Annotated in this window: 18 protein-coding genes; 12 read left to right on the top strand and 6 right to left on the bottom strand. The window is 56.0% G+C overall.

Annotated elements, in window-relative coordinates; genetic code table 11:
* The first annotated feature begins 227 nt into the window (after positions 1–227).
* The 6 genes from RE6C_RS16505 to RE6C_RS16480 all read left to right on the top strand — a co-directional run bounded on the left by RE6C_RS16505 (position 228) and on the right by RE6C_RS16480 (position 6,203).
* On the top strand, positions 228–554 hold the full coding sequence (locus tag RE6C_RS16505) for a hypothetical protein (protein ID WP_236618274.1): 327 nt from the start codon (positions 228–230) through the stop codon (positions 552–554).
* Positions 555–636: 82 nt separating this feature from the next.
* Positions 637–1,494 carry a DUF1559 domain-containing protein gene (locus RE6C_RS16500; protein ID WP_008658283.1) on the top strand — a complete coding sequence of 286 codons (858 nt, stop codon included), beginning with the start codon at positions 637–639 and terminating at the stop codon, positions 1,492–1,494.
* 252 nt (positions 1,495–1,746) lie between these two features.
* Positions 1,747–1,911 (top strand): 50S ribosomal protein L33, encoded by a 165-nt coding sequence (gene rpmG, locus RE6C_RS16495; protein WP_007324504.1) that lies wholly within the window; start codon positions 1,747–1,749, stop codon positions 1,909–1,911.
* 39 nt (positions 1,912–1,950) lie between these two features.
* Positions 1,951–3,750: a single-stranded-DNA-specific exonuclease RecJ gene (recJ, locus tag RE6C_RS16490; RefSeq protein ID WP_008658282.1), complete on the top strand. Its 1,800-nt coding sequence runs from the start codon at positions 1,951–1,953 to the stop codon at positions 3,748–3,750.
* Between the two features lie 371 nt (positions 3,751–4,121).
* Positions 4,122–4,931: a D-mannonate oxidoreductase gene (locus RE6C_RS16485; protein WP_008658281.1), complete on the top strand. Its 810-nt coding sequence runs from the start codon at positions 4,122–4,124 to the stop codon at positions 4,929–4,931.
* A 195-nt stretch (positions 4,932–5,126) separates the two neighbouring features.
* Positions 5,127–6,203 (top strand): sugar kinase, encoded by a 1,077-nt coding sequence (locus tag RE6C_RS16480; RefSeq protein WP_008658280.1) that lies wholly within the window; start codon positions 5,127–5,129, stop codon positions 6,201–6,203.
* A gap of 317 nt (positions 6,204–6,520) precedes the next feature.
* On the opposite strand, the gene RE6C_RS16470 is transcribed toward RE6C_RS16480, so the two are convergent.
* The 4 genes from RE6C_RS16470 to RE6C_RS16455 form a co-directional block, all read right to left on the bottom strand.
* Positions 6,521–6,922 (bottom strand): DUF4430 domain-containing protein, encoded by a 402-nt coding sequence (locus RE6C_RS16470; RefSeq protein WP_236618273.1) that lies wholly within the window; start codon positions 6,920–6,922, stop codon positions 6,521–6,523.
* A gap of 598 nt (positions 6,923–7,520) precedes the next feature.
* Positions 7,521–8,474 (bottom strand): hypothetical protein, encoded by a 954-nt coding sequence (locus tag RE6C_RS16465; protein WP_008658277.1) that lies wholly within the window; start codon positions 8,472–8,474, stop codon positions 7,521–7,523.
* A 664-nt stretch (positions 8,475–9,138) separates the two neighbouring features.
* Positions 9,139–9,792: a hypothetical protein gene (locus tag RE6C_RS32245; RefSeq protein WP_160167218.1), complete on the bottom strand. Its 654-nt coding sequence runs from the start codon at positions 9,790–9,792 to the stop codon at positions 9,139–9,141.
* 753 nt (positions 9,793–10,545) lie between these two features.
* Positions 10,546–11,043, bottom strand: coding sequence for a DUF4430 domain-containing protein (locus RE6C_RS16455; RefSeq protein ID WP_008658273.1), 498 nt, complete (start codon positions 11,041–11,043; stop codon positions 10,546–10,548).
* Positions 11,044–11,756: 713 nt separating this feature from the next.
* Here RE6C_RS16455 and aroH point away from each other — a divergent pair.
* From aroH to RE6C_RS16425, 6 genes are read left to right on the top strand one after another with little or no spacing between them, the layout of a single operon-like run.
* Entirely contained in the window at positions 11,757–12,182 is a 426-nt protein-coding gene (aroH, locus tag RE6C_RS16450; protein ID WP_007325001.1) for a chorismate mutase, read from the top strand.
* A 4-nt stretch (positions 12,183–12,186) separates the two neighbouring features.
* The gene (locus RE6C_RS16445) at positions 12,187–13,170 is read left to right on the top strand and encodes a hypothetical protein (protein ID WP_037199619.1); all 984 of its coding nucleotides are present in this window, start codon (positions 12,187–12,189) and stop codon (positions 13,168–13,170) included.
* Positions 13,171–13,174: 4 nt separating this feature from the next.
* Positions 13,175–14,980 carry a sigma-54-dependent Fis family transcriptional regulator gene (locus tag RE6C_RS16440; RefSeq protein WP_007332284.1) on the top strand — a complete coding sequence of 602 codons (1,806 nt, stop codon included), beginning with the start codon at positions 13,175–13,177 and terminating at the stop codon, positions 14,978–14,980.
* Positions 14,977–15,417, top strand: a complete 441-nt coding sequence (locus RE6C_RS16435) for a tellurite resistance TerB family protein (RefSeq protein ID WP_008658266.1) — start codon at positions 14,977–14,979, stop codon at positions 15,415–15,417. The genes RE6C_RS16440 and RE6C_RS16435 overlap by 4 nt, the downstream gene beginning before the upstream one ends.
* Complete coding sequence (locus RE6C_RS16430; protein ID WP_008665885.1) at positions 15,414–16,070, top strand: phosphopantothenoylcysteine decarboxylase domain-containing protein; 657 nt, start codon at positions 15,414–15,416, stop codon at positions 16,068–16,070. The genes RE6C_RS16435 and RE6C_RS16430 overlap by 4 nt, the downstream gene beginning before the upstream one ends.
* Positions 16,071–16,076: 6 nt before the next feature.
* A complete protein-coding gene (locus RE6C_RS16425; protein ID WP_008658263.1) occupies positions 16,077–16,994 on the top strand; it encodes a dihydroorotate dehydrogenase in 918 nt (305 codons plus the stop codon).
* Between the two features lie 34 nt (positions 16,995–17,028).
* Here RE6C_RS16425 and RE6C_RS16420 read toward each other — a convergent pair whose 3' ends face one another.
* Both RE6C_RS16420 and RE6C_RS16415 read right to left on the bottom strand, forming a co-directional pair.
* Complete coding sequence (locus RE6C_RS16420; RefSeq protein ID WP_236618272.1) at positions 17,029–18,126, bottom strand: DUF1349 domain-containing protein; 1,098 nt, start codon at positions 18,124–18,126, stop codon at positions 17,029–17,031.
* 253 nt (positions 18,127–18,379) lie between these two features.
* Positions 18,380–21,361, bottom strand: coding sequence for a BatD family protein (locus RE6C_RS16415; RefSeq protein WP_081605673.1), 2,982 nt, complete (start codon positions 21,359–21,361; stop codon positions 18,380–18,382).
* Between the last annotated feature and the right edge of the window lie 5 nt (positions 21,362–21,366).

Here is a 21,366-nt window from a genome sequence, read left to right as displayed (position 1 = left end):
ACTGCGCGGGCGGGGTTCTCAAGGCGCTACTGGCACAGCACTTCAAAACGGCACGACCTCGAAGGACAGAGCAATGCGTCTCCCTTCTTCACCCTCCCTCTGGGAGGGTCGAGCGAAGCGAGGGGAGGGCCGAACCTCAACTCCGCCCCCACTCGTCGCCCTCTCCACGCCAAGGCACAGCCCTGATCTACGTGCTCGTGTGCCTGGGCATTTCAATTTCATTGGTGATGACCTCGTTGAAAAGCAGCCTGACACACCGCCGCCAAACCAACCATCTCCATCGAGTGGAGCAAACCGATTGGCTGCTCGAAGCCGGATTGGTCCGAGCCCACCGACAACTTCGCGAAGACGACGCCTACACCGGAGAAACCTGGTCCGTCAGCGAAGCGATTCGCGGTGATGAACCCGCCGAGATCGAAATCGAAGTGACGCGAGACGATGCCTCCGAGGATTCCTTGACCATTCACGTGATCGCTCGGTTGGGCCAACAAGATCCCGAGAACCCGCGTCGCATCCAGCGGTCCAACACCTGGCAAATTGCTTCCGAGCTTTAGCCGCCCACGACACTCACCTGATCCCAATCCATTGCTCCACCGACCTTTTCAACCGGCCCCACCTCGAACCCAGGAATCTACCATGGCAACGAATTTCCCTTCCTCGTCACGGCGTGCATTCACGCTGGTCGAACTCTTGGTGGTGATCGCCATCATCGGCGTCTTGGTCGGTCTGCTGTTGCCGGCGGTCCAAGCCGCTCGAGAAGCGGCGCGGCGGATGAGCTGCTCCAACAACATCGCTCAACTCACCTTGGCGACTCACAACTACGAATTCTCGATGGAGCATTTGCCGCCGGGCACCACCAACCCGACCGGTCCCATCGCCAATACGCCCAATGGCGAGCACATCAGTTTCCTGGTTCGCTTGCTGCCTTACATCGAACAGCAGGGTACCGCCGACGACTTCGATTTAACCGCCAGCGTCTATGCTCCGGTCAATGCAAAAGTTCGCGCATATCAAATCTCCGCGTTCCTCTGCCCTTCGTTTCCATTTGGCATCAACGATGAAAAGACGGCTGGCCTGTCCAACTACGCCGGCTGTCATCACGACGTGGAAGCTCCGATCGATGAAGACAACAACGGACTGCTGTTTCTCAACAGCGAGGTTCGCTACAGCGACATTTACGACGGCAGCAGCCACACGATCCTAATCGGCGAAATGGTTCCGACCGTCCAATCACTTGGTTGGGTGTCTGGGACCCGAAGCACGCTACGAAACACCGGCACAATGGTTGGCGGCGGGATTCGAATGATGGGCAACGCGGCCATCGACGAGAATCCGCCCGAGTTCGTCGGCGGCTTCGCCAGTGAACACCCCGGCGGTGGCAACTTCGGTTTCGCAGACGGCTCTGTCCGATTTCTTTCACAAAATACTGACCCGCAAATCTTCACCTACCTCGGCCACCGAGCCGACGGAGAATTTGTCGACGAGGAAATGTAGCAGGCGCTACCACTTCCGCGTCCAGTCAATGAATGATGTCGACAAAGGATCATCACCCTCCCCTTGGGAGGGTCGAGCGAAGCGAGGGGAGGGCTCAGCATTGGATCGAGCGCACACCCTCCCCCAACCAAATCAACGAACTTTCCCCCTGATTCGCCCCAAAAAAGTACGACTTGCCAAAATCGCACCTGGCTAGTCATACTCTGGGGCTCGAAAATTTCATTTCCCTGACAAACCACGCCGGCACGTCTGATGTCCAAGAGCAAGAAAAAAGCAGAAACCATTTTCCTGGTCTGCGAAGAAACCGGACAGTACAACTACACCCTCCGCAAAAAGCCTGGTGGGGAAAAGCTTCGTTTGAAGAAGTACAACCCCAACCTGCGCAAGCACACCTGGCACGCTGAAAAGAAAAAGTAAGCTTCTCAGCGCCGACTCTATTCAAGGACGACGGTCGATTTGAGTACCGATTCCAGCTCGATTTCCGATACCAACCAGCTTGTTGATTCCGGGACGAAGCGGGAATGGCGGATCACTCCGCACGATGCTCCGTTGGTCGAACAACTGATCCGCACCACGGGACTGCCTCCCGTCGTCGCTCAGTTGCTGGTCAGTCGCGGCGTTTATTCGCAAGAAGACGCCGCCACGTTCTTGGACACCAAACTGACCAGCCTGCGTGACCCGCAGTTGCTGCCCGGTGTGCCTGCCGCGACCGAAAAAATCCTGGCGGCCGCAGAAGCCAAGACGCCGATCGTCATCTACGGCGATTACGACGCCGACGGCATGACCGGGTCCGCGATCCTGGTCAATTGCCTGCGATTGATCGGGGCCGAGGTCAGCTACCACGTGCCCAACCGGCTCGAGGAAGGCTACGGCCTGAACGAGGACTCGATCCGCAAACTGGTCGCTCGCGGCAAGCAAATGATCATCTCGGTCGATTGCGGCATCGCCAGCCTCGAGTGCGCCAAACTCTGTCGCGAGCTTGGCGTGACGTTGATCGTCACCGATCACCACCAAATCGGCGACGAACTGCCCGACGCCGACATCATCGTCCACCCACGACTGCCCGGAACCGCTTACCCGTTTGGCGAACTCTGCGGTGCCGGCGTCGCCTTCAAACTCGCCTGGTCGCTTTGCCAAGCCAAATGTGGGCAAAAGAAAGTCACGCCACCGATGAAGCGATTCTTGATGCAATCGCTTTCGCTGGCCGCCATCGGAACCATCGCCGACGTGGTCCCGCTGCTCGACGAAAACCGCGTGCTGGTCAATCACGGCCTGCGAGTGATGCAGACCGAACCGCTGCCGGGTTTGTGGGAACTGATGAAGCTCACCAAACTCGACCAAGCCAGCGAATTGACCACCGAAAACATCTCCTTCGGGCTGGCTCCCCGACTGAACGCCGCCGGGCGACTTGGCCAAGCCCAACTGGGCATCGAGTTGCTGACGATCGAAGCCGGCGACCGGGCCGTGGCGTTGGCCCAGTACATCGACCAGCTCAACGGAACCCGAGACACGTTGCAGCGAAGCGTTCAACTGGCCGCCCAAAAACAAGCCAAAGCAGACTTCGATCCCGAAAAAGATCCAGCACTGGTCCTGGCCGGAGTCGGCTGGCACACCGGAGTCATCGGAGTCGTTGCCGGGCGATTGGCCGAGAAATACGCCAAACCCGTGATCATTCTCTCGCTCGACACCGCAGGCAAAGTCGACGCGACCGGATCGGGACGCGTCGGCGGCACGGGCATCAATCTTTACGAAGCCCTGCGAGAGTGCGAGGACCGACTGGTTCGCTACGGCGGCCACCCAGCCGCGGGCGGACTGACAATTCGCGAATCCGACATCGAAGCCTTCCGTGGTGACTTCTGCGAAGCTGTTTCGAAGCAGTGGTCCGAGCAAGAATTGGCTCCGGCGATTCAAATCGATGCGGAAGCTCCGCTCGGCCAACTGAACCTGCAAACGATGAAGCAGATCGAAACGATGGCTCCGTTCGGCGCCGGCAACCCGCGTCCCGTGTTGATGGGCCGCGACATCGAGCTCAGCGAACCGGCCAAAAAGATGGGCAAGGGTGAAAACCACCTGTCCGTGCGTTTGAAACAAGGCGAACGCGTGATCCGCGGCGTCGCCTTCGGTGCGGCGGATTGGTGCGAACCGCTGAACCAGCACAACGGCCCGATCGAGATTGCGTACCGGCCCGTCATCAACGAGTTCAACGGTTACCGCAGTGTCGAAGTTCACCTGGTGGACTGGCGAAAACAAGCCTGAGGCGGGCAAGAATCTGCCCCGCTCCTCCATAGGAGGTCGTGCAGTTTTACAAGCGCAGTGCTCGCTAGTTTGAATTCACCCTCCTGAACGCAGTTGGGGAGGGTCGGAATGCGAGCGTTCAGCGAGAATTCCGGGGAGGGTAGTGAGCGCCGTTTCACATGCTCGGCCCTCACCCTCGCGTACGCCTGAACGGCGTCGCTCGATCTCTCCCGAAACTTCGTTTCGGGAGAGGTACGCCATGTGGAAATCTGCCAAAAAGCGGAATCAAAAAAGCTCCACGCCCTCCATAGACCCTGCGTCGTTCGACTGGCAAAACTTCCCTGTTTCGCGTGCTGTTCTCTGCGTCGCGTTGCGAGTAAAGTACCGCCACTATGAATACTCTTTTTGAATTGAACGACGATGTCGCGGTCGTAATCGGCGGCACAGGCGAGCTCGGCGGCCACATGGCCCAGGCACTCGGATCGGCCGGGGCTCGCACGGCAGTCTTGGGACGCAACGCGGAACGCGGCGAAGCGAAAGTCAAAGCGATCACCTCGGGCGGTGGCGAAGCCAAATTCTTCGCCGTCGACGGGATGCAAGCGGACTCCTTGGCCGAAGCTCGCGATGCCATCACGGCTTGGGCCGGAACGCCAACGATCCTGGTCAACGCGGCGGGCGGAAACCATCCCGACGCGACGATTCCACCTGGCGGCGATGTCTGCGGATTGCCTCGCGAAGCCTGGCAACACGTGTTCGACCTGAACCTGGTCGGCGGAGCGTTGTTGCCCAGCCAAGTGTTCGCGCCCGCGATGATCGAAGCCGGCGTCGGCAGCATCATCAACATCGCTTCGATGTCAGGCATCATCCCGCTGTCTCGCGTCGTGGCTTACTCGGCCGCCAAAGCCGCGGTGATCAACCTGACCTTGTGGCTGGCTCGCGAATGGGCGACCACCGGCGTGCGAGTCAACGCGATCAGCCCCGGTTTTTTCCCCGCCGAACAAAACCGCAAACTGCTCTACAACGACGACGGCTCGTACACCGAACGCGGCGGCCAAATCATCGGTCACACCCCGATGGCTCGCTTTGGAAAACCAGAAGAACTCGCCGGTGCCGCCATCTGGTTGGCTTCGCGAAAAGCGTCTTCGTTTGTCACCGGTCAGAACATCGCGGTCGACGGCGGATTCGCATCCGTCACGATCTAGCCCTGCTTCGAACGAGTTTCCTGATTCGCTCACGATTCATAACCCGCAGCGTAAGCAAGGCAGCGCAGACCTCTGGGTGAATCCGCTTCACTGCTCTTCACCTGAGAACCTATCTCGCAGCGAGCCATTCGTGAAATGACTCGCTGACTGCCGCCCATTCCCCTTCATCCCAACTTTCCCCATCCACACTGTCCCATGATTGAACTACGCAGCGACGCCAAATACGCCATGGTCATTCCCACCAGCATGGGAATTCGCCTCACGCCAGTGGACCACCAACCGTTCCACTGCAGCGACACGTTCAAGATGCAAGCCACCAGCGCGGAATCGAACGTCGGCAGCATCTCGTCGTTCTTGGGATTGCCCGTCAAAATCTTGACCGCGTTTGTCAAAGACAGCCCCGTCGCCCGGTTCATCAAAGATGACTTGGCCGGCCGACACATGGATTACGAAGGTCCTGAATTCGTTCAAGACAACCCTTGGGGCGTGCGTCACCAAATCAACATGGCCGACAGCGGCTGGGGTTCGCGCGGGCCTCGCGTGCAAAACGACCGCGCTGGTGAAGTCGGTCGACAACTGAACGTCAAGGACTTCGACCTCGATCGCATCTTCGGAACCGAAGGCGCCAAGATCGTTCACCTGTCCGGCTTGATCGCTGCTCTCTCGGAAGAGACCAGCGAGTTCTGCTTGGAGATTGCTCGTGCGGCCAAAAAACACGGCTCGCGAATCTCGTTCGACCTCAACCACCGGGCTTCGTTCTGGAAAGGCCGCGAAGAAAAACTGGCGGCTCAGTTCAAAGAGATCGCCAGCCTGTCCGACATCCTGATCGGCAACGAAGAAGACTTCCAACTTTGCTTGGGTGTCGAAGGCCCCGAAGCTGGCGGCAGTGACATCTCCGCGAAGATCGATGGCTTCAAGGAAATGATCAACCGTGTCAAAAAGGAATACGCCGACACCACTCTGTTCGCGACCACCCTGCGTGAAGTCGAGAGCGCCAACCTGCATCACTGGGGTGCGATCGTTTCTCACGGCACCGAGTTCGCTGTCATCGAGCCTCGCGAAATCGGCGTGATCGATCGCATCGGCGGCGGCGACGGATTCGTCGGTGGCTTGCTCTACGGCGTGCTGCAAGGCTGGGACGCAGAGAAGAGCTCGCAGTTCGGCTGGGCCACCGGTGCTTTGACCGCAACGCTCTACACCGACTACGGCCAACCCGCCGACGAAGACCAAGTCTGGAGCATCTGGAAAGGCAACGCCCGCGTCCAACGCTGATCTTCGCAGGACGTTTATTCAACCTCTTCCTCATCGGGGAAGAGCCCAACTGATTCACTCTTCCCTCCGGGAGGCAGTGCAGTTTTCTGACAATGCGCTTTGGCGGGTTTCTGCAATTGAGAACCTCTCCCGAAACGAAGTTTTGGGGGAGGTCGAGCAAAACCGTAGGCCAGGCCGTGCCTGGCAATGGCCCCCGCCGATCGATGCACCACCGCCGCGACATTCAACCTCGCGACAAACCTCAACTCTGGATCAACCAACCACACCACCATGTAAGACATGGCCTACGGTGCGTTGGCCGACCTTTCAAACGCCGATCACTCTTTCTCGGCCATCGCCTCTTCGAAGGTCGTGTACTTCCAGACGATTGTGGTCGGTGGATTCAACTCCATCGTGCCGATCCCTTTCGTCGCGAATTCGCCGTCGACCGTGTAGGTCCACCCGTGAGTCGCATTGGTGCTGACTCCTTCAATCGAATTGACGAACGCGGTTGCCCCCTCTCCGCCGATCTCCATCTTTGGCGCACTTAGGTTGCCCATCAAAGCTTCCAACGTGGATCCTTCGGCGACATTGTCCACGACATAGGACTTCGTCGTATCTTCGTCGATCACAAATTCGAGCGTGACCTCGCCAGTCGGTGCATAGTCCTCGATCACCGGTGGTTCGACGGGGGCGGTGGATCCGCCGCATCCACTGATACCCAGCGAAACTGCGCCCATCAGAACGCAAAACAACGGTCGAAAACGGTTGTCACCCGCCCGCGTGAAAAAGTGTCTCGCTGCCGGCGATGACTCCCCTGTCATTTTTGTAAACACAATGCTTGCCTGTGAAACGTGGTAGCGAGTGAACCTCGCGAAATGGTTTTCCACAACTTACCGCGAAAACACACCCAAGTCATGCGAACCCGCCAAGCACCCGTAGCCGCCTGAGGCCCCTCAGTCAGCTACCACACCTGCAACACACCCGCCCCCGAAGACTCATCGCTTCGTTCCTCGCAGTAAAGCCCCAACCTAACTGCGATTGATTGCGCTCAAGCCGACGGAGAGGCCTCCGTCGGCTACATGGTGCCTAGCACCTTCCAATCCCGACCCAGCACCGTAGCCGACTGAGGCTTCTCAGTCGGCAAACCACACCCTAAACGCACCAATCCCCCGAAGGCTCATCACCTCATTCCCGGCAGGAACTCCCCACCGCTGGCCGCAATCAGGTGCGCTCAAACCGACGGAGGGCCTCCGTCGGCTACATGTTGCCTGGCACATTCCAATTTGCTCTGGGACGCGATAGGTTCAAGGTGCTGGATCGATAACCTGCCAACACTCAACGCTCTGCGTCCTTGACTCCCTCTGCGTCCTGAGGATCAAGCATCTTCAACACCCGTTCGCTATCACTCATCAGTCCAACAGACCATTTCTCCCGATCTTTCTTGCCGTTATTGACAGAGAGCCATTGGAAGTCAACGTCATAGACAAGCGGTGTCTCTGACCGCTCACCACCACTCATAACATTCATATTATGCTCACCACGGACTTTCACAGGTAAATAAATACCTTCTCGTTCTTCCCATTCGTAAACTTCCCTGAGCCTCGGTTCGGAACGCTCACGAAGGAAAAATGTCTGAGTCAGCATCGTGGGCACCCAACGATTTGTGTCAAACCTCACCAATTCAATCACATGGGAAATCCCCGGTGACACTGGAACCTTGACAGATAGATCGACCGTCATTCCCGTCCGCGAGTGCAAGCGAAACTCTTTCGTGGGACTGTAGTTGGTTGAGAACGATTCTTCGAGAGTCTTCCCTGCATAGGCGTATTCAGCAACTAGTACGCCCGTCCAACGCGGGTCCGGTTCTCGACTTCGGTGAAGAGCTTTGAGGAAATCATCTCCCGCCAAACGCATCGCGTTACGGCCCGAGGATTTCATCCATTCCTCCCCAGTCCGACCGTCGTAGCAGGAAACCGACATCAGGTGGCGTTTGACGCTCACACCCGCCGCCGACAACTGCTCAACTTCAGTCCGGCTGCCCATCCAGAACGTCTCATTCTCATGATCCACAATCTGGCGATGAGAAGTCACCCGTTCCATCGAAACGCCTCGATCACTAATACGAAATTCGCTCACCGTCATTAACACATCGTAGCTTGTGACGGCCAGCCAATTCGCGCAGTACGCTTCCCCAATCGATGATACCTCCGTATCGTCCCCCAACGCCTGATGGGTAAACAACCACAGCACCACAACAGAACACACCAGCTTGCGTCGAAACAAGTACATCCCTATTCCCTCTTGATGCAAAAGCCAGCCTTTCGATCAGAAACAGCCCTGCACCCCATTCGGTCCCGAGCAAGCCGCGTAGAAGCGAACTTCCACGGAAAGCGAAACACCGAATTCTCTTCAAGATGGGCGTCCGACCAAAAAACAAATCAAATGGACATGAATCACTCTTCAGTTACTTCACAAACTTCACCAACCGGCTCCAAGAACAATTCATTAAAGTGTCCCCAAGCGGCAGCGTTGTCCGACTTACAAACCCACTCACCCTCGGCGTTTTTCTCGCACAATGTTTTACAACCTCGATACCTACCACAACTTACAGTCGCATGCCTCCATTCGGTCGAACCAACCCTTCCCGGTTCACCGATTACTTGAATCCCGAGATGATAAATCTCTGGATTTTCGTCCGTGCCGGGGAACTCGTATTCAGTTTCACCACAGGTAATTTCGCCTGTGAGATCCCAATCTAAACACAGCCCCGGTCACACGAGGAATCAAAGCCCGGACTCAAACAATTGTCTTCATAGGGTTCTGTACAATACACAACGTCTTGAGAAAACGTTACTCCTGAAAAACACATGACGCCAGTAAGAACAGCAGCACTATAAAGAACAGCAGCACAGCACATAGATCGAACCATCACAAATCTCCATTAACGAACAAACTATTTTTTCTCGAACACAAAACCTGCTTCCAACAGATGCTGTCGACCGCCTCTCATCAGACGCCAACACACCACTGGTTCATCTTCTACAGATGCGGAAGCAATCAGATCGTCTTCCGCAAAAACAGTGAATCGGTAGATACCGTCGCTCAGCCGTTTCAAAGTGACTTCGATAGGCTTGGCACCAATTGACGCTTCGACCAATAACGCCGCACCCCTGGCATCCGATTGGTTTTCTCTGTCAATTGAACCAAACCTTATGAGACCACTGGCTCCAAACCAAAGCGGCCCCTTCTTAGCTCCGGCGATCCGGGTGAAGTGCAAGGTGTCTGGGCTGACCCTCACGTCCGACACAGATTTCATCAATAGTGTGGTCTTTGCAATCTTCCCGGACTCTTGATCTCGCAACAACACGCTGCCGCTTCCCGGCCGATTACCATCCACAAGGTTTTCTAGGTCCAACAATACGTGCGGCAATGGGTTGCCAACAACAATCGTCGCGTTCGCTTTTGCCAAAACGCCTTCCAGTGAAACCTCTAGATCGCCCGTAGGCGTTTGTAGCGTTGATACGAAGGGAATCTCAACCTTTCCCTTTTTACGTTCATTCAGCTCGATCACCTGCAAATCAGACATGAAATTCAACAAGCCGCCCATTCGGTAGTGAATCGACACATTGATCGCGTCCAAATTTGGATGATTCGTTTTCTTCGAATCAATCAACAATCTCACTGAACCAGTGAACTCGCCCGTTCGGTTCAGTGACGTTGTCTTCAATTTAAGAACCAAGTCACCGTAACGCTTCGCCGGCAACTTTCCACCAATCAGTCTCGCAGTTGTGCATCCGCACGTTGCCGTGATTTCCTGAATAGGCAAGTCAAATGATTCCGGATTGTAGAGCTGAAGTAAAAACTCCAACTCTTTGTTCACTGGCAGAGTCCCTAACTCGGCAGTGACTTGATAGTTTCCACTGGATTCAATGAAACGCTCTTTTGAATCCAAACGCAGTTGCATCCTTGCGTGATACTCTCCGCTTCCTTCCCCACATCTGGCGCCAGCAGGAACAAATAAGGTTACGACAGCAGCGGACCAAAAGATGCAAACGAGCTTCAACGCTCGCGGGCTCGCCCACGCACACAGCTGCCCGGAGTTTGACGCCTCCGTAACCCGAGACCGATCGACCTGCAACCTCTCTCCTGAAACAAACTGAATCTGATTCATCGGCCATTAACCCCGCGCTAAGCAATCATAGACAACCTTGCGCGAATGCTACCCCCCCCCCCACCAGCAGGAAGTCAAGCAATTTCCGCGCGGAAATTTGGTTAACTTTTCTATCTCCGATTTACGAACGTCCCGCACATTCGATCGAGGACCAATGGTGTCCACAGACCCTGATCGCGCGACCGAAAGTCAGTCTCTCTCGGCTATCGCCTCTTCAAACGTCGTGTACTTCCACACGATCGTGTTGGGAGGATCCAACTCCGTCGTGCCAATCCCGTTCGTCGCAAATTCACCATCGACCGTGAAGGTCCATCCATGAGTTGCGTTGGTGGCGACTCCCTCAATGGACTCGACGAACGCCGTCGTGCCTTCGCCACCGATTTCCATCTTGGGCGAACTCAGATCACGCATGAGGGTTTCCAAAGTTGTCCCAGAAGCGACATTGTCCACGACATAGGACTTGGTTGTTTCCTCGTCGATCACGAACTCAAACGTGACCTCGCCCGTCGAAGGATAATCTTCGATCACCGGTGGCTGGACTGGAGCCGTGGATCCACCGCATCCAACGACGCTAAGCAGAATGGCGACGAACAGGACGGGGGCAAGCGGGCTGAAACGCCAAACACTGACTCGCGTCAAAAAGTGTCCGGCCGCGGGCAATGAATTCGATGTGGTTTTCAAAAACACAATGTTTGCCTGTGAAACGTGGTAGCGAACGAACCTCGCAACTGGTTTTCCACAACTTACCGCGAAAACACACCCAAGTCATGCGAACCCGCCAAGCACCCGTAGCCGACTGAGGCCCCTCAGTCGGCTACCACACCCGAAACGCACCCGCCCCCGAAGACTCATCGCTTCGTTCCTCGCAGTAAAGCCCCAACCTAACTGCGATTGATTGCGCTCAAGCCGACGGAGAGGCCTCCGTCGGCTACATGGTGCCTAGCACCCTCCAATCCCGATCCAGCACCCGTAGCCGACTGAGGCCTCTCAGTCGGCAAACCACACCCTAACGATCTGTTGATTTAGTCGTATACCAAATGACAACAATTAGCCGATGGGCGTTAGCCCCGGTTGGCGTCTGACTAACCGCCGCTAACGCGGTACGGCTCATTAAAACAACAGCCCGCTAAACGCACCAATCCCCTGAAGACTCATCAACTCTTTCCCCGCAGAAAAGCCCCACCACTGCCCCCGATCGGTTGCGCTCGAGCCGACGGAGGGGCCTCTGTCGGCTACACGGTGCCTGGCACCTTGCATTTTGCTCCGTGAAACTCTTGCAGGTCGCTCCGCAACGATAGCACGCCAGCTGAAAGCACAAGATCCCCAGTAGTCGCAAATTGAGATTGTGACTATGGTAACCAGAACAAAGAGGCTCGTCTCAAAACAGGATTTGCAACCAAATGACCATGTGCCGGGGAGTTCGCGGGGCCACCACCGTTGAGCAGGATGACCGCGAAGAGATTCTCAAAGCAACGACTCAGTTGCTGGCGCTGATGATCCGCCGCAACGAAATCGACTCCGCCGACTTGGCCAGCGCAACATTCACGGTCACGAAAGACTTGCACAGCGAGTTCCCTGCCCTCGCGGCACGTCAACTCGGTTGGCTCGAAGTTCCGTTGCTGTGCGGGTACGAAGTCTCTGTCGAAGGCTCACTGCCGCGTTGCATTCGAGTCCTGCTTCACTGGAACACGACGAAGTCCCAGTCCGAAATTCAACACGTCTACATTCGTGACGCGGTGAAGTTGCGGCCCGACCTGTCAAAGGTTCCCGCGGTGGACATTGAGGAATTGGAACGATGGATCGCGGAACACCTCAAAGAGGACTGAAACCGTGAAATTGCAGTGGATCCCCTCCACCACCCTCAGCCTCCTGCGAATGGTCCAGTGGATCAGTTGGCAACGTGACCTAAAGGACGCATCGCTGCAGAAGGCGATCCAGCCCGCGGTCCAGGACGTCTGCACCCGATTGATCAACGCGTCCATCGATCCCGCGGTCATTTGGGAACACCTGATCGATGAAGCCATCGCCCAAGACAACGACGTGGAACTCTCGCCCGCACTTTGCGAAATCGCCTTGATTCGCGGCGGCCATTCCGATCTGCAATCCGATCAAACGGCGATGGCAATTCATCGCAGTTTGGAAACATGCCGGCGAGCGTTCACGACACGATCACCAAGATTGGCCGACCAGCTTCGTCTGCGCTACGCTCCGCTCAAACAGGCTTACGAGTCCTACGGCCCCGGACTGGTTCGCTCCGTCGGCAAAGCGATTTGGAACGGCAGCCCGCCGACCGATTGGTGGCCATCGCGAGTCAGCGTTCATGCCGTGCAACCCATCGCTAACGGAGCCGCGGGTGCCAGTTCACAACAAGCCAGCGTATGGATCGAAGCGGTCCTGACCGACATGGATCCCGATGTCCCCGAGTGGTTGCGTTTGGTTTACCAACTCACCTGCATGGCCATCAGCTCGCACACACGAACGCACAACAGCAGCAGTGGGACTCGGACAAGCAGTGACACAGCAACCGGCGAAGCTGGAACATCGTCCGAGCTTCCTTGGACGACGGCGATCGTTCCTTTGATTCTTTCCAAGGCGGCCGATGCCGGCATGATCCCCAGCAACCGCTTTCCGTTGGCAAAAGCGTTGTTGATGTGGCAACCCGAACTTCCTTCCGCCAAAGCTCCCATCGTCGAACGATGGTGGGAACAAGTCGGACTGACCGGCCAACCAACGCCGATTGCACTCAAACAACTTGCTGCCGCGTTGTCCGCACACAACTCATCCGATCCATCCACCAACTTTCACACGGCTTGAATTGATGGTCGCCTACCTCGCCATTCAAGACGGCAACGAAAAGGGAACTCAATTCCCTTTGGATCCAGAACGCCCGATGCACATCGGACGCGCTGCGGGCTGCGAGATCATGTTGACGGATCCCAATAGCAGTCGATTCCACGCGGTCATTTATTACGAAGACCACAACTGGCAACTTCGCGACACTGAAAGCCGCAACGGGACGCTCGTCAACGGAAAGAAAGTCAGCACCGCTCGACTGAACAACGACACGCAAGTCGTCATCGGGAAAACGATCATGCAAATGATCAACCTCGACGAAGACTCGCTCAATGAAGACGCGCTGTCGCAAACCGTTTACGAAGAACTTGAGTCCTATCGAACTCGTCAGCCAGATCGTATCCGCGAGCCAGGCCAACTGGTCGATCACCCGGATGACTTGTTGGACTTGTATCAACTCAGCCTTTCGCTGCTGGGTGGCAAACGCGCCGACGAAGTCATCAACACGACTCTCGAGTTGTTGCTGGATCGCACTGCGTCGGAAACCGTGACACTGGTCGCTGATTTGGGCGATGGCCGTTGGAAAATTCGACGCCAATTCCCCAAGGATTCGCAACCGATCAAATTCGATCGCGGCCGCCTGCGTCACGTCAGCAACGAACAAAAGCCCTACATCAGCGACCATCCAGACAACAACGGTAAATCAGGCAAAGACGCCTGCATGATGGTTCCAATCCTCGATGGCGAAACCTCTCTCGGTGTGCTGGTTTTGCACCGCAGTGGTGCTGCCTACGATGAACGACTGGTCGACTTGACGGTCGGTGCCGGCAGCCTGCTGACAAAAGGAATCGCCCAATCAACGCTGACTGAAAATCTGCGATTGGAAAACCAACGCATCGCTGATCGAAATGCCGACCAAGGCGAATTGATCGGCAGCAGCAAATCCATGTTGCGACTCAAAGAACGAATCTCTCGCGTCGGTGCCGCCAACGGTTCGGTGCTGGTTCGCGGTGAGAGCGGTTCAGGCAAAGAACTGGTCGCCCGCGCTGTTCATCGATCATCGACGCGAACCGATCGCCCCATGCTGACCGTCAACTGCGCCGCGATTCCTCGTGACCTTCTGGAAAGCCAGTTGTTCGGTCACAAGAAAGGATCGTTCACCGGTGCCGACAACGACCACGACGGTTTGTTTCAACAAGCCAATGAGGGCACGTTGTTCCTGGACGAGATCGGTGAGTTGAGCCTAGAAGGACAAGCCAAACTGCTGCGGATCCTGGAAGGTCACCCGTTCCTTCCAGTGGGAGCCACCAAACAAGTCAGCGTCGATGTTCGCGTGATCGCCGCCACCAACCGAGACCTCACCGAATTCGTCCGCGACGGCCGTTTTCGTGAAGACCTTTACTATCGACTCAGCGTGTTCGAACTCGTCGTGCCGCCCCTTCGCGAACGCGGCGAAGACATTGACATCTTGATCGATCACTTCCTGGACCATTTCCTTCGCCAACATGGTCGCCCCAAATTGTCACTCAGCGATCCTGCACGCGAGCGGATGCGGAACTACGCTTGGCCGGGCAACGTTCGCCAACTGCGCAACGTCATCGACAGTGCGGTGGTGATGGCGGATGAGCCCATGATCCAAGAAGACGACCTTGGCCTCCGTGACGCGGGGCTGACTCAGATCGACACGCTTCGAATCGATGTCTGGGAAAAACGATTGATCGAAAAAGCACTCAATCGGTGCGACGGTAGTGTGCCCGAAGCGGCGAAATTGCTCGGGATCAGCCGAGCGACCGCGTATCGCAAGATCACCGAATATGAGATCGAACGATGAGCGATTCATCGCCCGCCCCCGATCCTGAAGAATCCAAAACCGCGAAAGAAATCGCGTCTGATCACGATCGAATCTCGAACCAGCGTAAACAGCACCTCCGCAACTTGGTGGTGATGGCGTTCGCCGACGGATCGCTCAGCCACCGCGAAGTCCACTTGATCGCTGAGCGTTGCGAAGAACTTGGGTTGCACGAATCGGAGCTTGAGGCTGCTCTCGCGTTCGGCATCAGTGACAGCGCCAAACTGCAACTGCCCACCGAGCCCGATATCCGCGAGTCATTGCTCAAAGATTTGATCCGCATGATGGCCGCCGACGGGCAATTCGTCGAAGCCGAAAAGAGACTGTTTGCTTTGGCGGCCGCGAAAATGGGGCTGACCGGACAACGACTGCAAACCTTGATTCAATCCGTTCAGCTCGAACTGGGCCGCTCTCCGTGACAGATGCCTCCACTTCTCCCCGTCGTCGCATCTTGATCACATCTGGACCGACTCGGCAGTACCTCGACCCGGTTCGTTATCTCACCAACGCGTCGAGCGGTCGTATGGGCGCCGCACTCGCCGGTGCCGCATTGGCACTCGGACATGATGTCGTGATGATTTCGGGACCAGTTTCGGTCGACTATCCCGACGGCGTGGAACTGATCAACGTGCTAACCACGCAAGAGATGTTGCAAGCTGCTGGCGAAGCCTTTCAAGACTGCGACGGCGCCATCGGTGCGGCGGCACCCTGCGACTACATGCCTCGACATGTCTCAACTCAAAAACTATCTAAAACGGGCGAACCGCTTCAGTTGGAATTGATTGAAACACCCGATGTCATCGCCACCCTTGGCCAGAGCAAACGCCAGGATCAATGGGTCGTCGGTTTTGCATTGGAAACCGACGATCGCCGCTTTCGAGCCACCGTCAAACTGGAACGCAAGCACTGCGATCTGATGGTCAGCAACGGTCCTGAAGCGATCAACTCTAGCGAAAATCAAGTTGAACTGTTGGATCCGTCCGGTGACGTGATCGAACACATTCGCGGCACTAAAGAACACGTCGCCCAAAGACTTCTCCACCAAATTCACCACCGACTGCTCACCTCCTGATCCCTCATGACCGCCACGCAAATTGACCTGCAAACGAAACTCGGTCGCCTGACGCTTCCCAATCCAATTTTGGTGGCATCGGGAACCTTCGGTTACGCTCGCGAAATGGAAGGCATTGTTGACCTTCCTCGTCTCGGTGGCATCCTGCCCAAAACCATCACCGCCGAACCACGCATCGGCAACGCACCCTGGAGAACCGTCGAAACGTCGGCCGGTTTGCTCAATGCGATCGGGCTCGACAACGATGGTGTGGACGCCTTCCTCGAACACCACCTTCCGTACCTGGCCGGACTCGGAACGCCCATCGTCGTCAGCGTCGCCGGACGAACGGTCGAAGACTTCACCGAACTTGCTCGCCGAGTCGGCCAGTGCGATGGCGTGTCAGCGATCGAACTGAATCTGTCCTGCCCGAACGTCAGCGGCGGAATTGACTTTGGCACCAACGCCGAATCATGCCGCGAAGTCGTCGCCTCGGCACGCAATGCGTGCGAGGTGCCAATCCTGGCCAAGCTCACGCCCAATGTGACTCGCATCGCCGACATCGCTCAAGGTGCAGCAGATGGAGGCGCCGACGCGGTTTGCTTGATCAACACGGTCCTCGGCATGGCGGTCGACTGGAAAAAACGTCGGCCCATTCTCGGCAACGGCATGGGCGGACTCAGTGGCCCTGCCATCAAACCCATCGCGTTGCGGTGTGTGCATCAAGTCCGCCAAGCCGTCGACATTCCGATCATCGGAATTGGTGGCGTCGCCAACATCGACGACGTGATGCAGTTCCTCGTCACCGGCGCATCCGCCGTGCAAATCGGCACGGCGAACTACTACGACCCCACGGTCTCCATGCGGCTGATCGACCAACTGCCCGCCGCCCTTGACGAGCTCAACGCCTCCACCCTCACCGAAATCATCGGCACCCTCACGTAAAAGAGCCATCGCATAAACGGTGCTAGGTGCCTGTTTAGCGGGAGCGTTTAAGGGTCAGCAAGATGCTTCCGTCGTTCTCCAGTGATTCGAGTTTCTTCGGTGCGGGTGCGCCGGGCGGCAGCGACAAGCACAGGACCAATTGATCGTCGTCGATGGAGTAGATTCCGTTGACAGGATCCTGCGCGTCCCTCGTCAATGACGACAGAGTGAATCCTTTCGGATCGGATTCGACGTTCAGGATGTAGTCGACCTCCGTGAGTTCACCCTGAGTAACAAATGAAACGTTGCCGCCATCGAAGTTAAACTCTGTGATCGGCCCTTCGACTAAATCTTGGCCGTTCACTTTCGTTGAAACGACATCCCATGCACCGGCAAGTTCTTGGCGTTGCAAATAAACAGGGTCCTGGCGTTCATCGGCTGTCAGTTTTCGAATTTGGAAGAAGTCAAACTGGGCCTCGATTTCATGGTCCCGCAGCGATCCGTTGCAAGCCATGATCCCAATTTGCTGAGGGCTGCCATCGCCCCAAACTGCTTCGCCGATGACTTTGTATTTTTCGCCATCGGTGCTGAAAGCTCGCTCATAAACGTTTCCACGTTTGATCACACGCAACCAAAGCCGATCGGCAGGCTCCATGAATTCATCGGTATCGACCAGCCGATAGGTGTCCTTCTCTCGCATGTGCTTGAATCCAGCCTCAGCTCCGCTGTGTTCATAATCAAATTTGAGATAGTTGTCATCATCGTCATAGATCATCACTCCAGCTTGCTGATATTTCTTGACCGGGCGAAAGGACTCAACGCAGGTCGTGACCACAAAGTCGTCGTCACCTTCGACGGGGTTGGGCACCAAATACAGATTCCGGGTCAGTGGCATTCGACGCGTCAGCGCGTTGCCACCGAGACCACCAAAATGCGTTTTCAACGTGAGTTTGCCAGGATGACTGGTGAGCGACATACGATCGGGATCGGGTCGCAGTGGGTCCCAAAGATCATCGACCTTTCCTTCGAACCCATCAAAGAACAACGTGTCGGGCTCATCGGCGACCAAGCAAGAAGCATTGTGCCCTATACCTAGTAAGATCGAGGCAACAACAACGACTCCATATCGAAAACGCAACCGCCCGCGTGACATTCAGATCTCCTGATCTAAAAAGAAACAAAACTGCATCCAGCAATATAGCCAACCTGGTGCTCGGCATTGCCAACGTTCCTCAATTGGAACCTTTGAGAGTCAACAAAATACGGCACCATCTCGTGACGATTCAAGCTTTTAAAGAGCAGGCGTCTCTGGCGGCAAAGACAGACATAGAATCAATTCGTCTCCATTAATTGCATAGATTCCGTTTCCCCCAAGACTTCAAAACCATTGCCGTCTGTCCTGTGGGCTACCCAGCGGAGTCGATATTTGGTGGAAGCAAGATCTCGCGTCCGCCGTTTTTGATGGTCTGAATTTTGCCGCGAGGCACCCAACCTTCCGCGGACGCGGTGCGGACAAGCATCCACTGACCGCGTGATTGAACAACTTCCACTTGCTTCCCATCCGCATTGCTCCACTCGATGAGAGGAGGAAACGAATCAGCATCGCCGGTCCGAACGGTGACCTGATCAGCGACAATATAACCGGCGGATGGTCTTGAAACCGCTGATGTCGCCAACCACCAAACCACACTTCCGCCCACGGCAACCACCACAAGCAAAGAAGCCATTGAACGTGCCACACGACGTATTTCAGGTGCGACTTGCCCGATCCGAAGTGAAATCAGCAAAACCCAAAAGACAACAGCCAAAACGATCACTGTCCAGCGCAGTTGGCTTGATCCCCAGTGTTTGAAAAGAACCGGCGAGATCGCTCTTTGGGCCCACAATTCCCACGACAGGTCATGATCGCTGGACTCTTCGACTTGATCGCGAGCCAACCACAAACGAGTGCGGATGGAATCGTTTTCCGGATTCCACTTCAACGCATTTTCGTAAGCTGCAATCGCTCGTCCAATTTGGCCGGACTGCAGACAGGCATTTCCTAAGTTTGAATACAACCAAGGATTCTCGACTCCCGCGTCCACCAGCGTCTGATATCGGGTTGCCGCCAACGCAAAATCCGCTTTCGCATCCACACGTCCTGACTGCAAATCGCTAGCCAGATCCTTCGTCGATGCGTCACGAGAGTCTTCCATTTCCAGCATCGACATTCCACGCTCGTAGGCTTGGTTGGCTTCTTGGAACAACACAGACATCGATGTCTGATCCAAGGTCACGCCGTCGAGTGGCTCAACTGCATTGCCTCTATTCGCCGGAGCAATCTCCATCGCGAACGACTTCAACATGGAATCACGGAAGACGCCACCACTCGCCAACGTCCAGCCGACGATCATCCACCCCAGTGTTCTGGCCACACTTCGTGAATGCAAAACAGAGGCAGGTTTCGTACGTGAACTTCGCGAGGGTCGTCGTTGCTCGCGAAAGCTTTCTAGTTGTTCAATCAATGCCACACCGCGAGACCGCATTGGCTCCGCGGCGACCGTCGCTTCCGACGGAACCACCGATTCTTCACGCTGACAACGTTCGATAAATGACTCGACCTCAGCGGCCAATCCATAACCTCCCGTCGCTCGCACACCACCGACCCCAGACATCCAGTTCGATGATTCACGATCGGTCCCGAACTGTCGCAGCAGATACGCAGCCATGGCTTGCCCAATCGCCGGTAAATCCTCGGCCAGTTCCATCTCTTGCCTGGCACGCTCGCCCGGTGACTTCCATTCGGGCATCCACGTCATCCAGCGATTTCGGTTCTGCCAAACGACAAGACTGAACCAGACCAAACCCGGAAACACGATCAGTGACCAACCTTGCATCTGCTTTTTGCGAACTGGCACGTTTTCAAGTGCATCCGCGGACGTGTGGTTTTGCCAGAGTGAAGTCGCCCAGACCTCCCCTGCGTTTTCACCGCCCTGCCCTGCCCCGCTGACCGAATCGGAGTCCACCGATCGGTTTCCATTAGAAACGATGGAACCCAGCTTCAGAGTCTCCGACGGTTTGACTCGCAAGGGAATTGGTTCACTCTTCGCGACTTCAAACGATTCCGTTTTCGGATTGAAGAAATGAAATTCAATCGACGGAATCTCAGTCACACCTTCGTATTTGGGACGAATCGTCGGAGCGAACACCTTCATGTTGTCTTGGACGAAACCGGGCAGCGGTTGATCAGAGACTTTGAAATCAGCGGTCAACTCCGGCATGGTCGACAACGGAGGGCATCGCACCAATTCCATCGGCCCGTCGCCAGTGATTCCAATCTTCAACTTGACCGCGTCACCGGCTTCAACCGACTGAGGTGTCGCCTGAGTGACGATGGTGTATTCGCCTACCGCACCGTTGTATCCATCCGGTCGACCTTCGGTGGGAATGGGCAGCACTTCGATGGCATCGATCTCAGCCTTCGCTCGTATCGGCCGAGACTTCTTCACAGCAAACCGTGGTCGCCCAAATGGAGAGCGAAAGAAGTCGTCGTCAAACATCGATCCCATGCCGAACGGATCTCGTCTCGATGCCGGACCAATTTCGGTCGGATAGTTGAAGACGATTTCCACACCGCCGGCGTCAACCTTGCCAGGCTTCTTGGGATAAATCTCGGCGTCGATCTCGTACAGATAGTATTCACGAGATTGACCGTTTTGATCCTCACGCAACACCGACCGACCTCCAGGACGCTGGTTTTGTGCACGCATGTCCTCCAACGCCTTCGTGAATTCGCCCCACTCGGTCTGAGAAGAACGCATCGACCACATGTCGCCTTCCGATAGCGTCAATTCTTGGTCCGCCATCCGATACGGACGAAGCCAAATCTTCAATGTCAATCGAATCGGCTCACCAACGTACACCGAGCTTTCTTCGCCTTCGATTTCCACAAATAGCAGATCGCCGGTTTCGCTCGCCGTTGCAACAAAGGTCATCGGTTCGGTCCGAAACACATCACCGTCGGCCCGAATATTCATCGCTGGTATTTCAAAGGTCCCCACTTCGGTCGGAGTCACGCGGTACAAAAACGTGATGCTCTGTTCCTGCAACATTCGGCCATTGACGACCGCGACTCTCCGGCTCTGTTGAGGTGCCCCTTCGCGAACAATTTCGACACCTTTGACAGTTGGCAACTCCGGGAGCTCATACTCTTCTGCGTTTTGAATTTGGATTTGCAAAGTCAATGAGGCACCCACATACGCCTCCTTGGACGACAACTTCGCCGTCACGTCGGCCGCGTTTGCTATGCCAGCGCACGTAAATAACCCGCAGCACATCAACACGACGAGCAGTCGAATGGCGGGGCTCGCGCATTGCCGCTTCCAATTTGCACATTCAATGGATTTCATGATCG

Source organism: Rhodopirellula europaea 6C, from assembly GCF_000338295.1.
In the GTDB taxonomy this organism is placed as follows: domain Bacteria; phylum Planctomycetota; class Planctomycetia; order Pirellulales; family Pirellulaceae; genus Rhodopirellula; species Rhodopirellula europaea.
Note: the sequence above shows the minus strand (reverse complement) of the source record. Positions and strands in the feature narration are given on the sequence as shown.